This window comes from Staphylococcus simulans, assembly GCF_002902285.1.
In the GTDB taxonomy this organism is placed as follows: domain Bacteria; phylum Bacillota; class Bacilli; order Staphylococcales; family Staphylococcaceae; genus Staphylococcus; species Staphylococcus simulans.
The window spans coordinates 20,681-40,196 of sequence record NZ_PPRU01000015.1; the positions used below are offsets into that span (position 1 = coordinate 20,681).

14 protein-coding genes and 1 pseudogene are annotated in these 19,516 nt (G+C 36.4%); 11 read left to right on the forward strand and 4 right to left on the reverse strand.

Annotated features, from left to right (window positions below; translation table 11 throughout):
• Positions 1-1,788 (forward strand): ABC transporter ATP-binding protein, encoded by a 1,788-nt coding sequence (locus CD112_RS03840; protein ID WP_103363891.1) that lies wholly within the window; start codon positions 1-3, stop codon positions 1,786-1,788.
• The gene (locus CD112_RS03845; protein WP_373364852.1) at positions 1,781-3,562 is read left to right on the forward strand and encodes an ABC transporter ATP-binding protein; all 1,782 of its coding nucleotides are present in this window, start codon (positions 1,781-1,783) and stop codon (positions 3,560-3,562) included. The genes CD112_RS03840 and CD112_RS03845 overlap by 8 nt, the downstream gene beginning before the upstream one ends.
• 73 nt (positions 3,563-3,635) lie before the next feature.
• Here the strand turns inward: CD112_RS03845 and CD112_RS03850 are convergent, their stop codons facing one another.
• Positions 3,636-3,917, reverse strand: a complete 282-nt coding sequence (locus CD112_RS03850) for a GNAT family N-acetyltransferase (RefSeq protein ID WP_002479808.1) — start codon at positions 3,915-3,917, stop codon at positions 3,636-3,638.
• A gap of 343 nt (positions 3,918-4,260) precedes the next feature.
• On the opposite strand from CD112_RS03850, the gene CD112_RS03855 reads away from it, so the two are divergent.
• From CD112_RS03855 to melB, 3 genes and pseudogenes are all read left to right on the forward strand, one after another.
• Complete coding sequence (locus tag CD112_RS03855; protein ID WP_002479807.1) at positions 4,261-5,328, forward strand: metal ABC transporter solute-binding protein, Zn/Mn family; 1,068 nt, start codon at positions 4,261-4,263, stop codon at positions 5,326-5,328.
• A gap of 157 nt (positions 5,329-5,485) precedes the next feature.
• Positions 5,486-6,378, forward strand: a pseudogene (locus CD112_RS03860) (VOC family protein).
• Positions 6,379-6,656: 278 nt separating this feature from the next.
• The gene (melB, locus tag CD112_RS03865) at positions 6,657-8,060 is read left to right on the forward strand and encodes a melibiose:sodium transporter MelB (protein WP_023015097.1); all 1,404 of its coding nucleotides are present in this window, start codon (positions 6,657-6,659) and stop codon (positions 8,058-8,060) included.
• A gap of 93 nt (positions 8,061-8,153) precedes the next feature.
• Here the strand turns inward: melB and CD112_RS03870 are convergent, their stop codons facing one another.
• Entirely contained in the window at positions 8,154-9,014 is an 861-nt protein-coding gene (locus tag CD112_RS03870) for an AraC family transcriptional regulator (protein ID WP_081600380.1), read from the reverse strand.
• 87 nt (positions 9,015-9,101) lie between these two features.
• Between CD112_RS03870 and CD112_RS03875 the strand changes: the two genes are divergently transcribed.
• Positions 9,102-12,050, forward strand: coding sequence for a glycoside hydrolase family 2 TIM barrel-domain containing protein (locus CD112_RS03875; protein ID WP_103363892.1), 2,949 nt, complete (start codon positions 9,102-9,104; stop codon positions 12,048-12,050).
• Between the two features lie 105 nt (positions 12,051-12,155).
• On the opposite strand, the gene CD112_RS03880 is transcribed toward CD112_RS03875, so the two are convergent.
• On the reverse strand, positions 12,156-14,108 hold the full coding sequence (locus CD112_RS03880; RefSeq protein WP_002479802.1) for a fructose-bisphosphatase class III: 1,953 nt from the start codon (positions 14,106-14,108) through the stop codon (positions 12,156-12,158).
• Between the two features lie 198 nt (positions 14,109-14,306).
• Here CD112_RS03880 and CD112_RS03885 point away from each other — a divergent pair, with 198 nt between their 5' ends.
• Both CD112_RS03885 and CD112_RS03890 read left to right on the forward strand, forming a co-directional pair.
• Entirely contained in the window at positions 14,307-15,164 is an 858-nt protein-coding gene (locus CD112_RS03885) for an ABC transporter ATP-binding protein (RefSeq protein ID WP_103363893.1), read from the forward strand.
• The gene (locus CD112_RS03890; RefSeq protein ID WP_002479800.1) at positions 15,161-15,823 is read left to right on the forward strand and encodes an ABC-2 transporter permease; all 663 of its coding nucleotides are present in this window, start codon (positions 15,161-15,163) and stop codon (positions 15,821-15,823) included. Before CD112_RS03885 ends, CD112_RS03890 begins: the two co-directional genes overlap by 4 nt.
• A 74-nt stretch (positions 15,824-15,897) precedes the next feature.
• On the opposite strand, the gene uptA is transcribed toward CD112_RS03890, so the two are convergent.
• Entirely contained in the window at positions 15,898-16,512 is a 615-nt protein-coding gene (uptA, locus tag CD112_RS03895; RefSeq protein ID WP_103363894.1) for an undecaprenyl phosphate transporter UptA, read from the reverse strand.
• A 350-nt stretch (positions 16,513-16,862) separates the two neighbouring features.
• Between uptA and CD112_RS03900 the strand changes: the two genes are divergently transcribed.
• The 3 genes from CD112_RS03900 (at position 16,863) to budA (ending at position 19,403) form a co-directional block, all read left to right on the forward strand.
• Entirely contained in the window at positions 16,863-18,137 is a 1,275-nt protein-coding gene (locus CD112_RS03900) for a pyruvate MFS transporter (RefSeq protein WP_103363895.1), read from the forward strand.
• Positions 18,138-18,298: 161 nt separating this feature from the next.
• Entirely contained in the window at positions 18,299-18,601 is a 303-nt protein-coding gene (locus tag CD112_RS03905; protein WP_002479797.1) for a putative quinol monooxygenase, read from the forward strand.
• A gap of 94 nt (positions 18,602-18,695) precedes the next feature.
• Positions 18,696-19,403, forward strand: coding sequence for an acetolactate decarboxylase (budA, locus tag CD112_RS03910; RefSeq protein ID WP_031262481.1), 708 nt, complete (start codon positions 18,696-18,698; stop codon positions 19,401-19,403).
• Positions 19,404-19,516 lie beyond the last annotated feature (113 nt).

The window sequence follows — 19,516 nt, forward strand, 5'->3', positions numbered from 1 at the left end:
ATGAAAGTGTTTATGCATTTAAGCTGGTTTTTTAAACAAGAGAAGTTGAAGTATATTGGCGGGCTATTAGTATTACTCTTTATCGCATTATTTCAGCTTATTCCGCCGCAAATCATCGGTAAAACGATTGATGCGATTGCAGCTGATCGTTTAACGGGAAGGCAGCTATTTACTTATATGATGATACTTGCTTTTGCGGCAGTGATGATTTATATTCTACGCTACTCTTGGCGTGTTCTGATTTTTGGAACAAGTAATAAGTTAGGGAAGATTTTGCGTAACCGTTTATATGAGAAATATACTTCTATGAGTCCATCTTTCTTCCAAAGACGTCGAACAGGTGACTTGATGGCCCATGCGACCAATGATATTAATGCTGTTCAAGGTGCCGCAGGTCCAGGTGTGTTAATGATTGGCGACTCTTTAATTACAGGAACATCAATTTTAATTACGATGGCACTGACAATCAACTGGAAATTGACGTTGATAATTATGCTGCCTTTACCTATTTTAGTCTTATTAACAAGTTATTATGGTCGTTTGATGAGCAAAGGCTTTAAAAAAGCACAAGCGGCATTCAGTCGTTTAAATGATAAGACACAAGAAAGTATTGCTGGTATTAAAGTTACTAAAACAATGGGTTATGAAAAAAGTGACCAAAAGGACTTTAAAACTATCAGTGATGATGTGGTTCGAAAAAATTTAAAAGTTGCGCAAATTGATGCCTTATTCAGTCCAACGATTATGTTAGTGATTGGTACAAGTTACTTCCTTGCATTAGTGTTTGGGACATTTATGATTTTCAATCATACAATTACGTTGGGTCAGTTAATTACTGCAACAACGTATCTTGGTATGCTAGTATGGCCGTTACTTGCGTTAGGTTTCTTCTTTAATATTATTCAAAGAGGTCATGCATCCTATGAAAGAATTAGTGGTATTTTAGACACGGAAAATGAAATAGATTTAACTTATAAAGTAAATGGTTATCCATCAGGACCCATCACTTATCAAATTAAATCTTTTACTTTCCCGAGCAGTGAACATCCTTCGTTAAGAGATGTACACTTTACTATTGAAGAAGGTATGACTGTCGGTATAGTTGGGCGTACAAGTTCAGGAAAGAGTACGTTATTACGACTATTAGTACGTGAATTTGATACGCAACGTCCTGAAGATATTACTTATGGCGGTATTCCAATCCGTGATTATGAAATCCAACATTTACGTGCAATGTTTGGTTATGTACCGCAAGACAACTTCTTATTCTCTACAACTATCCGAGAAAATATTGCTTTTGCGGTACCGAATAGTACAGAACAACAAATTCAACAAGCAGCTGAGACCAGCTATGTTCATCATGATATTTTAAATTTCCCTCAAGGGTATGACACGGTTGTTGGAGAACGTGGTGTTTCATTATCAGGAGGTCAAAAACAACGTGTTTCTATCGCACGTGCAGTCATTTCGGATCCGCCTGTCTTGATGTTTGATGACTCTTTGTCAGCAGTTGATGCAGATACAGAAGAACATATTCTTAATAATATGAGAGACCAAAGACAAGGCAAAACGAATATTATTACTGCCCATCGTATGAGTGCAGTGAGTCATGCGGATTTAATTATCGTGATGGATGAAGGTACAGTGGCAGAACAAGGGACACATGAACAATTGATGCGCAATCAAGGTTGGTATGCGAAAACTTATCAGTCACAACAATTACGCGATCAATTAACTAAAAAGTTAGATGAAGCGGCACATGAAGAGGAGGGTGATTATCATGGCTAGAAGACAGAAAATGCATGGTGATAATCAACTCAGTGCGCGTGATCAGTGGCATACATTAATGCGCTTGATGCGTTATACCTTTCCGTTTAAATGGTTGATTTTAGCTGCCTTTGTGATGCTTGGGATTTCCACAGCAGCAGGTGTGGCAGTGCCTTATATTGTGAAAGTGTTTATTGATGATTACTTAACACCAAGACACTTTCCGCAACATGAAATCATTTGGATGATTGTTATCTTTATCAGCATTGAATTGATTGGTGCGATAACAACATATATTAACATTTATATGTTCCAAAACTTCGCATTTAAAATTATCCAACAATTACGTATTGATGCGTTTGATAAAATGGGCGAACTCGGCATGAAGTATTTTGATGAGGTGCCAAGTGGAAGTATCGTGTCACGATTAACGAATGACACAGAAGCCATCGTTAACATGTTTGTCGGGGTGTTTTCTTCCTTTATGATGGCATTATTTACAGTCATTTCAAGTTTTATTATGATGTTTATTCTAGATGTCAGACTTGCGTTAATGGCTTTATGTTTTATGCCGATTATTATTATTATTTTAGCTTTATATCGTAAATATGCTTCAATATTCTTTGCGCAAGCACGTCAACGGTTATCTGATTTGAACGCGAAACTTGCCGAATCTATTGAAGGTATCCGTATGATTCAAGTCTTTAACCAAGAACGCAGACTACAAAAAGAATTTGATGAAATTAACGAAGAGCACTATCAATATAACTTGAAAACGATTCGCCTAGATGGTCTATTATTACGTCCAGCCATCGGTATGTTAAGTATCTTTGCGACAGTAATGATACTAAGTTATTTCGGATTATTAAGCTTCTCTTCGACTGTGACGGCAGGGGTTGTTTATGCGTTCGTACAATATATGCAGCGCTTCTTCGAACCCATTAACCAAGTCAGTCAAAATTTGAATATATTCCAACAAGCTATTGTCGCAGCTAACCGTGTCTTTACATTACTAGATAACGACACATTAGAACCTAAACAAAATGAAATCGCTGACCATCATATCACAAAAGGTAAAATTGAATTTAAAGATGTAACCTTCAGTTATGATGGAGAACACAATGTATTAAAACATATTACATTTACTGCTAATCCTGGTGAAACAATAGCGCTTGTAGGCCATACAGGTTCTGGTAAAAGTACGATTATTAATTTATTTATGCGCTTTTATGAATTTCATCAAGGTGAAATATTAATTGATGGTCAATCTATCAAATCAATTCCAAAGCAAGAATTGAAACAAAAAGTAGGGCTAGTTCTGCAGGATCCGTTTATCTTCTATGGAACAGTCTTATCTAACATCCGCTTATATCATCCAACAATGACATTCGAACAAGCAAAAGCTGCTGCAGAATTTGTGCATGCTGATCGCTTTATTGAACAACTGCCAGATCAATATGAGCATAAAGTAATAGAGAAGGGTAGTGCATTCTCTAGTGGTGAACGTCAATTAATCGCATTTGCGAGAACGATGGCAATTGATCCTAAAATTCTTATTTTAGATGAAGCAACTGCTTTTATTGATTCTGAAACAGAAGAGCAAATACAAAACTCATTGAAAGATATGCGTAAGGGACGTACAACGCTCGCAATTGCACATCGATTGTCGACGATTCAAGATGCAAATCAAATTTTAGTGTTAAATCAAGGTGAGATAGTCGAACGGGGTACTCATGAAGAATTACTTGCGCAAAAAGGCATCTATTATAATATGTATTTGCTGCAAAATGGATAAAAGAATAAGCGTAACAAAAGAAGCACCTAAAGCCGTTTGAACTTTAGGTGCTTCTCTTTAGTTTATGTAAGTGTTATTCCTTACCAGCTAAGAATAGTTTAAACTCTGGGAATTGTTCAATCACACGTCTTGCGAATGAACAGCTCGCAGTGATTTTAAGTTGATTTGCATTCGCGTAATCTACTACTTTTTCAACGAGTTTCGTTCCGATACCTTGGCCGCCTAATTCATCACTGACAGCAGTATGGAAAATATCAATCACATTTTCTTGCTCATCTCTGAATTCAATGATGGCGCTCGGTGAACTTTCTTCCCCAATAAAGAACTTATGGTCGCCTTGCTTTAAATCTGTCATAGTCATAATCCCCTTTATCTATTTAATGTTACTCCTATCTAAATGGTACAAAACAAAGCGGGTCAGAAACAAGGGTTATTACAAAAATTATATGTTTTCTTTAATGTAAGCGTTTTCTTTAATTTATAAATTTACAAAATAATTAGCACCAAATTAAAAAGAGTACTTTTCTCTTTAATGTGTATATGAATAGTGAACCTAACTGTTTTTTAATTATAAAATATTAGGTTGAAAATTTCAGAATTCTGAGAATCTAAAAGATTTCATGAATACCATTGCAATTTAGTGTATTTAAGGGTATAGTTTAAAACATAATGATTACGATTTGGAGGGACCTTTTAAGATGAAAAAGACACTTTTCATAATGTTATCTTTAGTCTTAACAGTTGTATTAGCAGCTTGCGGTAATGGTGACAGCAGCAAAGACAGCGGTAATAAAGACAGTAAAGATGCTAAGTACAGCGAAAGCAATAAGATGAAAGTTAACACAACTGTATTCGCATTCCAAAGTTTTGCGGATCAAATCGGCGGTAAATATGCAGATGTGAAATCAATTTACCCACCAGGTACAGACTTACATAGTTTTGAACCAACACAAAAAGAAATCATGAACATTTCTAAAGGCGACTTATTTATTTATACAGACAAAGAAATGGACCCAGCAGCGGGTAAAATTGCGAAAACAATTAAAGACAACAAGAAAGTGCTTGAGTTAACAAAAGGCTTAGACAAAAACGCGATTCTTCCTGGTGAAGAACATGAGCATGAACACGAACATGAACATGGTGACCACGAAGAAGGTGAACACCACGAACACGGTGATCATGAAGAACACGGTGAACATGAAGAGCATGGTGATCACGAAGAACACCATCATCACCACGGCAAATACGATCCACATATTTGGTTAGATCCAGTAGCAGATAAAACATTTGCGAAAGAAATCAAAGATGAATTTGTGAAAAAAGACCCTGATCACAAAGATTACTACGAAAAGAACTACAAAAAATTAGTTCAAGACATCTCAGATGTAGATAAAGAATTAAAAGACGTTTCTAAAAACAAAAAACGCGACAAAGTGATTATCTCTCACGATTCATTAGCTTACTTAGCTAAACGTTATGACTTCGAACAAGAAGGTATTAATGGCATGAACAACGATGAACCAACACAAAAAGAATTAATGGCTATCGTTTCTGATATCAAGAAAGAAAAACAACCATATGTATTATACGAACAAAACATCACTTCTAAAGTGACAGATATCATCAGAAAAGAAACTAACACGAAACCATTACCATTCCACAACTTATCAGTTTTAACAAAAGATGAATCAAAAGATAAAGATGTTACTTATCAATCATTAATGAAGAAAAACATCGAGTCACTGAAAAAAGCTTTAGACAACTAATGTGATTAACGTTTATGATACGCATTTCCGGTTAAATCGGAAGTGCGTATTTTTTATTTACATGAAACAAAATACTGGTATAAAAATTATACTGGTGTTATAATGAGTTTAACAAAGTAAGTATAATAATTATACTGAATAAAGGAGGTTTCCATATATGGAAAATATTAAACGCATACATCATATTTCAGCAATTGTAGGTGACGCACAAGAGAACTTAGACTTCTATCGTAATGTACTTGGCTTACAATTGATTAAACAAACAGTAAACTTCGATGACCCAGGTGTTTATCACTTATACTTCTCAAGACAAGATGACGACAAACGTATGGTAATGACATTCTTTAACTGGCCAAATCAACATAAAGGTCGAGTGGGAAGCGGACAGGTTGGACGTATCGCATTCAGAATTCCTAAAGGCTCAATGGATGCTTGGGAAGCACATTTAAATGAACAAGGTATTGAAACTAAAATTTCTGGTTTGTTTGACGAAGCAACATTAGAATTTAATGATGTGCATGGACTAGCTTTAGCATTAGTTGAAGGACAAGAAGAAGCTGAAGATAATGCTATTATAGGTTTCCATGGTACAGAACTATTATCTGCAGATCCAGCAGGTACTCGCAGTACATTAGTTGATGATATGGGATTAAGAGTTGTTAACGAAAACCTTCTAAAATCCACTTAGAAACAGAAGGCGAAGAAAAACACCAAATCATTATGTCTGCACAACCATTGCCAAAAGGTTTATTCGGTGTAGGTACAGTGCATCATGTGGCTTGGTCTATCCCAACAGAAGCAGAACATTTAGAATGGCAAAAACACATGGAAGACCATGGTTACTTTGTGACAGAAGTTAAAGACCGTAACTACTTCAAAGCGATTTACTTCAAAGAAAAAGGTGACATCGTATTTGAAATGGCGACAGATGGTCCAGGTTTTGCGGTAGATGAGCCGAAAGATCAATTAGGTCAACATCTTCAATTACCGCCACAATATGAAGATAGACGCGAAGCTTTAACGCAAAATCTTAAACCGTTGAAATTATAATATCAGTTATATAAAAGAACTCCTGTGCTTACTTATTTAGAGTAAGTGACAGGGGTTTTTTCGTTTGAATAATGATAATAACAAGATGAGGAATTATTTTTTAAAGGTGCAAAGTGCCATAAATATTTTAACTTCGAAACATTTGGACATATAAAAGAAAGATTTGGATATTCTATTGTTTTCAGAAAAATGATAACGTTTACATGAATAGAAAATTAATTATTTGAAGGTACAAAGACAACACCAGAAATAACAATCTATAGATAGAGGTGAAAGGATTGGAAAGAAAATTAACGCGCTTTGAAAAGTATGCATTTGGATTCGGAACAGTAGGAAAGGACGCCATTTTTAATATTGTCAGTTTGTTTTTAATGTTCTATATTACGGACATTGTTGGACTCTCACCCGCATTCGTCGGAGTGTTGTTCTTCGCAGCACGTATTTGGGATGCGATTAACGACCCGATTATGGGCATGATTGTTGATAATACACACAACCGCTTCGGCAAATTCAAAACATGGCTCGTTATTGGTACATTAATTAACGCTGTCATCACAGTATTACTCTTCACAAACTTTGATTTCGCAGGCAACGGCATGTACATTTACATCTCAATCATGTACATCATATGGGGTATGACTTATACCATTATGGACATCCCATACTGGTCTTGGTTGCCGAACCTAACAAATAATCCGCGTGAACGTGAAGAAGTTGCGGTAGTGCCACGTTTCTTTGCGAGCTTTGCGGCATTTGTGATCGGAAGCTTCGGTTTAATGTTCATCCATAAATTAGACGATTTCTTAGGTCAACCATTCAGAGGTGCAGGTATTTTTGCGCTTGCAATCATCTGTAGTATTACATTTATCATTACTATTGGTATTACAGTATTCTTCGTTCATGAAGACACTGAAATTGAAAGACAAAACGCAATTAAAGTCCGTTTTAAAGATATTTGGCGTATTCTCTTTAAAAACAAAGAGTTGCTTGCGGTAATTGGTGTAATCTTAGCATTCAACTTATGTGGACAAATGATTAACGCAATTATCTTGTATTACTTTAAATATGTGGCTGGCGTAGAAAGCTTATTCTCTGTCTTTAACACAATGATTATTATGGAAATGGGATCATTATTGATTTTCCCATACTTAGTTAAGAAAGTCGGACGTAGTGCAGTATTCAACTACGCTGTATTTGGAATTATTATTGGTTTAGTAGTTATCTTGCTTGCAGGCTTTATTGCGCCGCACGCAGCAATCTGGGTAATTATTGGCGGTGCATGTATCCGCTTCGGTACAGGTACACTTGTCGGAATCAACACAGTCGCGTTAGCTGACGTAATCGACTACAGTGAAGTGAAATTCGGTCAACGTAACGAAAGTGTCATCACATCAACACAAACATTCTTAGTAAAATTAGCACAAGCATTTGCGGGATTAAGTGTCGGTGTCGGTTTATCAATGATTGGTTATGTGCCAAATGTTGAACAAACAACAGATACAATCTGGGGTATCAGAATCGGTATGATTGGGGTACCAATCTTCTTTATCATCATTTGTAGTATTTTATATCATAAAGCCTTCAACTTAAAAGGCGACTTCTTACGTGATATTCAACAAACACTTGAATTTAAACGTAAAAGAGAAGGACGTCCGCCGATTCATAAAGAAGAAAAACTGTAACAATACAATAAGCAGTGTTAGAGCTTTTATTCATAACTCTATCCACTGCTTTTGTTTTACAGCAACAAAAAAGTAGCTGCTTGATAGTTTCATTTATTCAGATTGCAATGCTTTTCTGGCCTTATAATTTTTGCGGTATTGCGTAGGTGGACAGTTAAAGTACTTAGAGAAAGCCTTGGAGAAAGCAAGTGACACATCATAATTAAGTTCATCTGCAATGGCTTGCACAGTTTTATTTGTGAATTTCAGCTGTTCAGCCGCAAAAGCCATACGAAGATCGGTGAGATATCTGCTTGGTGAAGCGCCAAATTGCTTTTTGAAACGTTTATAGAGCTGACTACGGCTCATGTTTGCGACTTGAGCAGCATTATCAACAGTAGTATCTTTGCTTTTGAAGTTGTCATTGAAATATTCTAAAGCATCTTTTAAATCTGTTGCTTCACGTTGATCAGGAATTACAATTTCTTTTTGGTTTTGTTGTGTTAGGAAATATAACAATTCAAATAGTCTTATCTTTAGTAAGATATCGTGGGTGTCCTCAGGGGTATGGCTGTTTGCCAGAATGCAGATTTTAAAGATTAATTTAAACAGTGTTTCAGTGTTTTGATTTAAGAGGACGAATTCATCTGATAAAGAAGTACGTGTAATAAAACTGATGGCATGTGTGCCGCTGAAGCCGACCCACATATAATGCCAAGGTGTTTCTCCTGTCGCATGATATTTGACATGCATGCCTTTGAGCAATAAGAAGACATCACCTTTCTTTAAATGGTAAGTCGTATCATTCACAGTAAAGGTGCCGGTTCCTTGTGTCACGATATGCAAGACAGCAGGTTTAGTGACTTCATATTCATAGCCGTTACCTACGTATAAGTTTTCTTTGCCGCATTCATCAACTTGGGCTTCGTAGCTTGTTTTTTTAAGTTTTGTCCAAAAGACTTGCACTTGTCTCACTCTCTTTCTCTCTATGATAGAGCCATTATAACACGTATATTTAACAAAATTATATAATTTTTGAAAAATACTTAGGAGGGTCATACCGTGAAATTAGATTTACACTATAACTTAGAACAATTACATGTTAATACATTACCTTATGCCGCTTATTTTATCCCAAAGCCGCAACAACACAATACTTCTGTAACACAGTTATCTGGTGACTGGAACTTCGGTTTCTTCAACAGTGTGGCAGAGTTCGAAGCAAGCCGTCATAAAGCGACACAAACTTTACCGGTACCGTCTGTGTGGAATTTACATGGATTTGACCAAACACAATATGTCAATATTAAATATCCAATCCCATTTGATCCGCCGTATGTACCAGAAGATAATCCATGTGGTTATTATGAACGCAACTTTACCATCGATTCTATCTATGACAATGACCATCAATTTGTGTTGAACTTTGACGGTGTCAGCAGTGCGTATTATGTATGGATCAATAATACATTTGTAGGCTACAGCCAAGTTTCACGCAGTGCGTCACGTTTTGATGTCACATCTTTTGTTCAAGAAGGGGACAATACGATTCAAGTATTAGTCGTTAAATATTCAGATGGTACGTATTTTGAAGATCAAGATATGTTTAGACATTCAGGTATCTTCAGAGATGTGTATATTGTAGAACGTCCTAACAATCGTATTGAAGATTATACGATTCAAACGACAGTCGATACAGCTGTACAAACAGGTGCAGTCCATTTAGATGTGACGCAAGTAAATGGTAAACCTGATTATACAGTAGCGCTGCTTGACCAAGAAGGCGGCGTCATTACTGAACAAAAAGGGACAAATGAAGATGTTTTAGTATTAAATGTAGAAAATGCTGCTTTTTGGAGTGCTGAAACACCTTACCTTTATACGCTAGTCATCACAACTGCGGATGAAGTTATCACTGAACAGGTCGGTTTACGTGAAGTTGAAATTAAAGATCAACAGTTATGGATTAATGGTAAATCTGTGAAATTGCGTGGGGCTAACTATCACGACAGCAACCCGGAAACGGGATATGTCTTAACTGAAGCGCAAATGCATGAAGATTTGACATTAATGAAACAAGCCAACTTTAATGCGATTCGTACAGCACACTATCCGAAAGCGCCTCGCTTCTATGAGTTAGCTGATGAATACGGGTTCTATGTGATGAGTGAAGCGGATATAGAAACACATGGCGTAGTGCTGTTTTATGGAGATGAAAATACCAAAGACTTTAATATTATCGCAGATGACCCGCAATACGAAGCACCGATTTTAGATCGGATTGAAGCGTCTATTGTACCGCTGCGCAACTTCTCATCTATTATTATGTGGTCATTAGGTAATGAATCTGGATATGGTGTCAATATTGAGAAAGCAGCTGAACTTGCGAAGGATTTAGATGCAACACGTCCGGTCCATTATGAAAGTGCCTTTTACGCAGAAGGTGGGGAATATTTCTCTAAACTAGATATGATCAGTCGTATGTATCCGTCACCTGAAGAAATTAAAGAGCGTTATTTAGATAATCAAAATATTACACAACCCTTTATCTTATGCGAGTATGCACATGCGATGGGGAATTCACCAGGCGGTCTTTTAGAATATCATGAATTATTAGAAGCGTATCCAAGCTTTATTGGTGCGTTTGTTTGGGAATGGTGCGACCACGCAGTAAATATCAGTCAAGATGAAGCGCAACCAGTCTTTCGTTATGGCGGAGATTTCGGAGAAGATTTACATGACGGCAACTTCTGTGTAGATGGTATCGTGTCGCCAGATAGAACGCCGCACGAAGGTTATTATGAATTCCAACAAGTGAATCGTCCGGTGATTTTATCTCATTATGATAAACAGACGTTAACGTTTTATAATCGTCTCGATTTTATTGATGCAGATGAAGTCTTGCAATTACGTTTTACGATTACGACATTATCAGGTGAACAATATGAAGAGTATGCAGATTTAACAGGATTTGAACCACATACTGAAATTTCTGTGGAACTGCAGACGTTTATTGATGAAGCGATTTTAAACCAAATCAGTGATATTTTAGTAGAGTATATTTCACTTAAAGATCAAACAATTTTAGGTCATGATCAAATCGTTCAAGAACGTTTGGAATTTGAAACAGTAACAGAGCATGAAGCTGCTTATCAAGTTTCAGTGGATGATACAGCACATACTATTCACATTTCAGGAGAGAATAGTGATTATGCGTTTGATACGCGAACTGCTTCATTAACGCACGTTACACAAGCAGGTAAGCTCGTGCTTCATGAACCTACTGCAATCCGCATTTGGCGTGCACCGACAGATAATGACATTAATATTCGTAAGCAATGGGAAGAAATGGGTTACGAACATGCGCATACGCGTGTATATGATTATTCGATTGTCGAATCTGAAGGCGGCGTAAGTATTCAATTCCAAATCAGTATTGTGCATAAACGTGTGCCGAAAATCTTAACGGGTACTTTAACTTGGTTAGTGCATGCGGATGGTAAGATTGAAGCGGATTTAGAACTTGAGAAGAATGCACGTATGCCGTTCTTACCGAGACTTGGCTTAGAATTCAAGTTATCAAATGACTATCAAAAATTAGCATACTATGGTCATGGACCCTTCAGCAGTTATGATGATAAGCAGCTTGCGAGTCATTTAGGTTACTTTGTTTCTACAGTCAATGATAATTTCTGGCCGCATATCAGACCGCAAGAAGACGGCAGTCACAATAATACAACACATGTGACATTAAACAATACAACAACACAAGTTGCGTTTAACGCTGAAACACCATTCAGTTTCAATGCGAAGCCTTATTCAGATGCGCAACTTACAACAGTAGAACATGCGGATCAATTACACTTAGATGGTTACACATATGTTAATATCGATGTCGGTCAAAGTGGTATCGGTACAAACAGTTGTGGACCGGAATTACCAGAACGTTATCGTATGGATGATGTAGAGTATCACTTAAACTTTACATTGCAGTTCAATGCATTATCTTAAATCCTAGTACACGAGACAAATCACAAGCTATAAAAATAAGATATAACCACAAAAAAGCAGAAGGTGACGTTTAATCAGTCAACCTTCTGCTTTTCTTTATGGTTATTAATCTGTATAGCGATGAGACATAAGTTCTTTTAAGTTGCGGATTTCTTCTTTGATGAATTGTCCTGTGTTCGTATCGCGGATACGTTTACGTTGAAGTTCTTTATCGACAAGACGTTTTGTAGATAATTCATCTGCACCGTATCGTAATACGTTTTCTTTCGTGTTGAAGTGTTGGTGTGCCACTAGCTGCATACCGTAAGAGTTGTACAGTAACGTATAACCCGCAATACCTGTTGTAGATTGATACACTTTAGAGAAGCCGCCATCAATGACGATCATTTTACCGTCGGCTTTAATCGGATCTTCACCATCAATTTCTTTGACTGGTGTATGCCCGTTAATGATATGACCTTGTTCAGGATCTAAATCAAAGTCTTCTAAGAGTTTGCCTACAACTTTAGGGTCTTCACGTAGTGAATAATATGGGTTCTTTTCTTCTTTATGAGTTGCTTTATCTTTAATGAAATAACGTTCGAATGTTGTCATGGCACGTTTTCCGAATAATGAAGAATATTTACCTGTCCATAAATACCAAACTAAGTCAGTTGCTAAATCATCGGTAATATCTTTATTTCGGAATGCTTTACGCATATACATTTCGAATTGGTCTAATAATGGACGGCCAGCATAGAATGTGCCATCAATTTCCATGCCTTCCATATTGCCATGTTCATCAATCGGGATACAGCCGTGAATTAATAAATTACCGTTGTAAGGTAAGTAAAGTGAACCTTTATCCATTAAGAATGTCATATGACGTTTAAGCTTTTCTGATTCTTGTACAGAAACTAATAATTTATCAATGACTTCTTGTTCTTCTGGTAATAATTTAGCTGGGTCTTCTGGATCTACCGTTACGAAACATGTATCTGTTAATTCATGTGTTTGGCCATGTAATGTATACGTTAAGTTATCATAGTCAACATGTTCTAAGACTAAGCGTTCTTCCATTTCGAAAGAAGGACGACGTTTGATAATCGGCATTTCTAATTTGAATTGAATCATCGCAATGGCTTGATGAATTTTAGTGATTTGAAGTTGTTCTTGTTCAGATAAGTTAGAATCAGAACGTAATTTTGGACGGAAAGCTGGGTTATCACCATAGTATTTTTCAGCTAAGTTTAATAATGGACGTAAGTTGATACCGTAAGCATCTTCAACGATATTCAAGTTATCGTAACGTGCACAAATACGTAAGATGTTAGCTAGGCAGACACGAGAACCGGCATAGGCACCAATCCAAATCGCATCGTGGTTGCCCCATTGGATATCAACAGAATGATAGTTGATTAATGTTTCTACAATTTTTTCAGGTTCAGGACCACGATCATAAATATCACCGACAACATGTAAGTGATCTACGACTAGACGTTGAATTGTGTAAGATAAACCGATAATTAAATCGTCTGCTTGTTGAGTTTCGATGATTTGACGCATCAACGTATTGTAGTAAGGTGTTTTATTCTCAAGTTCGTTAGTTTTATAAAGTAACTCTTCGACAATATAAACAAACTTTTTAGGTAATGCTTTACGTAATTTAGAACGTGTATATTTTGAAGCGGAATATTGAACCATTTGAATCATTTGGTCAATACGTGTTTCATACCAACGGTTTAATGGCTCTTTTGTTTCGAAGCTGCTTTTAACCATTCTTAATTTATCTTCTGGATAATAAATTAAAGCAGTGAAGTCGCTGATTTCTTGGTTCGACATTTTATCTTTGAAGATGTCGTTGACTTTCGTACGAACATTGCCTGAACCGTTACGTAAGACATGTTGGAAAGATTCATATTCTCCATGTAAGTCACTGACAAAGTGTTCTGTACCTTTTGGTAATTCTAAAATAGATTCTAGACTGATAATTTCTGATGCAAGTTGTTCTTCATGGTTGAATTTCTCTGCAAGTAAATCGAAATACTTATTTTTAAGTTCACGTTCGTTGGTAATCATTTGTGCCTCCTGGGTTTAATAATAATAGCGCTTACATTTGATTATTGTACTTTTTTAACAATTTTTCAATGGTGACGTTTTAAAAAACTGAAAAAATAATGTGTGGTTGGATTAGAAAGAGGGAGAATAGAGAAATAAACTAAATATTTGAATCAGCTATGTTAAAATAAAAATAACATAAAAATATCAGGAGGTCTTATGACACCATTATTATCAGTACATCATTTAACGAAACAGTTTTCTAATAGCCGCTTCTCCATCAATGATGTCTCCTTTCAAGTTGATCCAGGTGAAATTGTCGCTTTAATCGGCAAAAATGGTTCAGGCAAATCAACGTTAATTCGTATGATTGTGGGAGATTATCCTTTAACTAGCGGAGAAATCTATTTTTTCGGTCAACGTGTCTCACCTGAAGATACAGCTTACAAAAATGACATAAGTGTTGTATTTGATTCCATGAATTTCACTAAAAATATGACCGTTGATAAGTTGAATCGTATGTTTCAAAAGGTGTTCCGCCATTTTGACAGTACTTTGTTTAATGATTATATCCAGCGTTTTGAACTGCCAGAAAAACAGGCAGTTAAATTCTTTTCAAGAGGTATGTCTATGAAACTCTCTATGGCAGTCGCATTGTCACACAAAAGTCGATTATTGATTTTAGACGAAGCGACAGCAGGATTAGACGCAGCAAGTCGTGATGAGATTCAAGATGAAATTGAAAAGTTTGTGCATGATAGCAATCGTGGTGTGTTGATGACATCTCATATTGCAGAAGATATTGACCGCTTAGCGACAAAGTTAGTTTTTCTGAGACATGGCCAAGTTTATACGCAAATTGACAAAGCAGCATTATTCAACAATTATGCACGTTTAACATGTGATGAAACAGAATTTGAAAAACTTGAAGACGAAGATGTGTTGGCAAAAAAACACCACTTAGGTGAAGTTCAAGCGATTGTGTTAAAAAATGAACGTACTTTATCTTTTGATTTAGAACCTATCGAGTATATTGATCAAGTCAACAAAATAATCTTAAGAGGTGAAGACATATGAAGGGTTTAATTTATAGTCAGTATTATTCAACTCAGAAAGCATTGTGGATCTACCTAGGTATCGGTTTATTGTTAGGTATCGGGTTCACAGCTGTGGATTTAGAAGGGTTTCAACCGTTAATTAGTTTAATCATTTTAATGTTTTCTGTTTCAGCTGCGACTGATAATTTGAAAAATGAAGCAGCAGCGGGTTGGTATAAATATGCGATTACATTACCTGTCAGTCGCAAAGAAATTGTACAAGCACATTATGCATATTATTTTCTGTCTGCTGGATTAGGGTTAGCCATTGTTCTGTTTATTTTTGCAGGCAGATATCTATTAGGCTTCGGTACTATTACTGAATCCCTTTCAGCTATCATGTTAGGGATAGGAATTTGTTTGTTAGTGTCATTGTTTTATCCGTGTACTTATGTGGTTGGTGCAGATAAATCGAATATAATTCAAATGATTATCACAGGAATTATAGTAGTTACATATATCGTGTATAACACTGTAACACTTATCATTGGCGGTTATATGTATGGCTCAGGTAATGATGCCATGCAACATACTGGTTTTGAACTGGGACGCATGTCTATCTTCCTTGTCTTTGCGCTAATACTTGCGCTGTTTGGTTACTTCATAGGTTTGAACAAGTTTAAAAATCAGAATTTCTAAAAAAGCAAAATAAATCATAACAAATAGATAAAGCACACTTCATTTTTTTGAAGTGTGCTTTGTTTTCGTATTGTTTAGTTTTGTCTATGACGGCGTTTCGCATTGTAACGGTAAGCAAAGTATACTAACGCAATTGCGATAATAGCATACATGATATATGAGTATGTATGCATTACATTTAAAATATCGTGCCAGTTATCGCTTAACGATTTACCTAAATAGATTAAACCGAAGTTCCAAATTGTTGTGCCGACTAATGACAATGTCGCAAATGTGACGATGTTCATTTTGTTGACGCCTGCAGGAATAGTAATCAATACACGTAAGACTGGAACGAAGCGACAGATAAAGACTGCGATTGCACCGTATTTTTTAAACCAATTGTTGGCACGTTCAACGTCTTTACCTTTAAGTTTAATCCATTTACCGTATTTGTCTACGAAGCGGTAAAGTTTCTGTTCATTAACTAAGCTACAGATGTAATACAGAATCAATAGCCCCATAAATGAAGCGACTGTTGCGATAATCAATAGCAGCCAAATAGAAATATGTGATTTTGCGGCTAATACACCTGCGAAAGTCAGCACAATTTCTGAAGGCACGAAAGGCAGGATATTCTCAGCAAGAATTAAAATGAAAATTGCGAGATATCCCCAACGCGAAATAAAGTCAGTCAGTATTTGTTCCATGGTAATGCGATGACTCCTTTTTATGTACAAGTTTTATAATGTTTTAATTTTATTTAAAGAACACCTGTGGTTTTGTGTCCAAGCTATATTGTACTAAAAATAGAATCAAATAACATCTATTTATATATCCAGCATAAGCATGTCCAAATTTAAAAATCGTAAAAGTCAGGCGTAATCATGGTTTATTCGAGGTGTTTTATAAATAACGAAATAATATTGTGTCATTCATAGTGTTCAAATTTCTGTAAAAAAGTTATTGTGAACGGTTTCAAATAGTGGTAATATTTACTAGAACAACTTAGGTCATATGATGACCTAATGTATTTTGAACACAGAAAGTTGGGATATCTATGAGTGAAAGAAAGAGTAACGTACGATGGTTCTTCGCATTTGCGTTCTTTATTATTGGGGTTATTGCCTATATGGACAGATCTAACATCTCCTTAATTGCGGCACCAATGATGGAAGATTTACATATGACGAAGGCTCAGTTTGGTTTATTAGCAACATTCTTCTCAGCGGGCTATGCGATGATGCAAGTCCCATCCGGTATTCTTGCGGAAAAATTCGGACCGCGAAAAATGTTGACGATTGCGTTGATTTGGTGGAGTGCATTTACGATTTTAACTGGTTTAGTTAAGAACCACGGTTTATTATATACTGTGCGTTTCTTATTCGGTGTAGGGGAAGCGCCGATGTATCCATCAAACGCAGTATTCAACTCATATTGGTTTACTAAAAATGAAAAAGGGCGTGCATCTAGTGCGTTGCTTGCAGGGTCATATTTCGGTCCGGTTATCGCACCGATCGTGACAGTATGGATTGTAAGTTTATTTAACTGGCAGGCCGTATTCTATATCTTCGGGGCAGTTGGTTTTGTGATTGCGTTATTGTGGGTGATTATCGCAAAAGACTTACCTGAACAACATAAAATGGTTAACAATGCTGAAAAACGTTATATCATTCAAGGTCGTGACGTGGTTGATGCAGGTGAAAAACAATCTGCACCATGGAGCGCATTCTTTAAACATTTCAGTTTCTATGCGATTGCAGTTCAATATTTCGTAGTACAATTTATTGTTGGTTTATTCTTAATTTGGTTATCGACTTACGTAATGGAACAATATCATGTTAAATATACAGCATTAGGCTTATTGGCAGGGGTGCCATGGCTTGCGATGTTTATTTGTATCATGATTGCTGGTGCAATTTCAGATAGAATTTTACAAGCTGGCAAATCACGTTTTGTCGCTCGTGGTTCAATTGCGATTGTAGGTATGGTTGTCTTTAGTATTGGTTTATTATTCGCAATCCGCAGTGAAGTATTAGAAGTGAATATCGCTTGGTTAGCAGTATGCTTAAGCGGTATGGGTGTCACTACTGGTATGAGCTGGGCAGCAGCTGCTGACATCGGACGTAACTTCTCAGGTACAGTTTCAGGTTGGATGAACTTATGGGGTAACGTCGGTGCGATGTTAAGTCCATTAATCGCTGGTATTTTAGCTGATTTGATCGGTTGGACTTGGACATTACAATCATTAATTATTTTAGTTGCGATAGCTATATTAATGTGGTTCTTCGTTAAACCAGATAGTCCGCTTGTAGTCAATCGTTCTAAAATGTAAGCACAAGTATAAAATAAGATAGTAAATACAGGTCATGTTACGATGAATGAGAGAAAGGGTCTTATCAAGCGTAGCATGACCTTTTAATTTTATTATGGTTCGTTGAATTATTTTAGGGGAAAGAAAGTACTGGTAAAATATAGAAATTGGAGAGGGAAAATATGATTACAGTAATTGTTAAAACAAAAGTCAACGATATGAATTATGATAAATATACACAATTAATGGGACAATTAGTCGCAGCATCACAAGCTGAAGCATCAAATATCAGCTATGAACATTATGAAAATGCGAATATCCCAAATGCCTTTGCGATTATTGAACAATGGAGTTGTGAAGAAGGCTTTGAAAATCATAAGAAATCTGATCATTTCCAAGTGTATTGGCAAGAAATCGTACAACTTTGTCTAGATGAGCCAGAAATTATTGTCTTTGATAACCAAGAAACACTCACAGAAAATTAAGCAACAAATAAGGCAGGGCATGACTTTAGTGCTATAATAGGACATAAATAGACAAAGACATAAAAATGTCTGTCATGTCAAATCAGTAAGGAGAATGAAGAGTATGATTTACCAACATGGAACTTTGGCGACGTTAATGGCTGGAATGCTTCAAGGCACAGTATCTGTAGATGAGATGCTTGAACAAGGAGATATGGGCATCGGTACATTGACAGGTTGCGACGGTGAAGTCATTTTTATTAACGGTAACGCTTATCACGCAGATGAATACGGCGGTTTCAGACACTTAGACGGTCATGAGATGTTGCCGTTTGCGACCATTACGAAATTTGACCCTACACAGGCATTTGAAGTGTTGAATGTTACAACTCAAGATGAATTGTACGATCAAATTATGGAACGCATGAAGAGCCGCAACTTATTCTCAGCAATCCGTATCACAGGCAGTTTCAATCATGTCCATGTACGTATGATGCCGAAACAAGAGCCGCCATATACGCGATTAATGGAATCAGTGAATCGCCAACCAGAACACCATTATGATTATTTAAATGGTACAATTGTCGGTTTCTTCACACCTGAACTGTTCCACGGTGTTGGCTCAGCAGGTTTCCATTTACATTTCGTGGACCAAGACCGTACAGTAGGCGGCCATATTTTAGGCTTTGAATTAGAACGAGGCAGTGTAGAAATTTCTGATGCAGAAACGTTCGAGCAACACTTCCCAACTAAAGATGAAGCATTCTTAGAAGCAGATATTGATTACGAAAATATCGATGAAGAAATCAGAATGGCAGAATAAGCGAAACAACATCCTAACGTCAGGATATAATACGCGGGTATTATGTTCTGGCGTTTTTTATTTTCATATAGGACATAACCATCTGATAAGTTAAAAGATAGATGACTTTAATA

Bases quoted from the DNA above. Each gene is read 5' to 3' on its own strand.
- CD112_RS03840 (WP_103363891.1), top strand. From the start codon at position 1: ATGAAAGTGTTTATGCATTTAAGCTGGTTTTTTAAACAAGAGAAGTTG.
- CD112_RS03845 (WP_373364852.1), top strand. From the start codon at position 1,781: ATGGCTAGAAGACAGAAAATGCATGGTGATAATCAACTCAGTGCGCGT.
- CD112_RS03850 (WP_002479808.1), bottom strand. From the start codon at position 3,917: ATGACAGATTTAAAGCAAGGCGACCATAAGTTCTTTATTGGGGAAGAA.
- CD112_RS03855 (WP_002479807.1), top strand. From the start codon at position 4,261: ATGAAAAAGACACTTTTCATAATGTTATCTTTAGTCTTAACAGTTGTA.
- CD112_RS03880 (WP_002479802.1), bottom strand. From the start codon at position 14,108: ATGATTACCAACGAACGTGAACTTAAAAATAAGTATTTCGATTTACTT.
- CD112_RS03885 (WP_103363893.1), top strand. From the start codon at position 14,307: ATGACACCATTATTATCAGTACATCATTTAACGAAACAGTTTTCTAAT.
- CD112_RS03890 (WP_002479800.1), top strand. From the start codon at position 15,161: ATGAAGGGTTTAATTTATAGTCAGTATTATTCAACTCAGAAAGCATTG.
- uptA (WP_103363894.1), bottom strand. From the start codon at position 16,512: ATGGAACAAATACTGACTGACTTTATTTCGCGTTGGGGATATCTCGCA.
- CD112_RS03900 (WP_103363895.1), top strand. From the start codon at position 16,863: ATGAGTGAAAGAAAGAGTAACGTACGATGGTTCTTCGCATTTGCGTTC.
- CD112_RS03905 (WP_002479797.1), top strand. From the start codon at position 18,299: ATGATTACAGTAATTGTTAAAACAAAAGTCAACGATATGAATTATGAT.
- budA (WP_031262481.1), top strand. From the start codon at position 18,696: ATGAAGAGTATGATTTACCAACATGGAACTTTGGCGACGTTAATGGCT.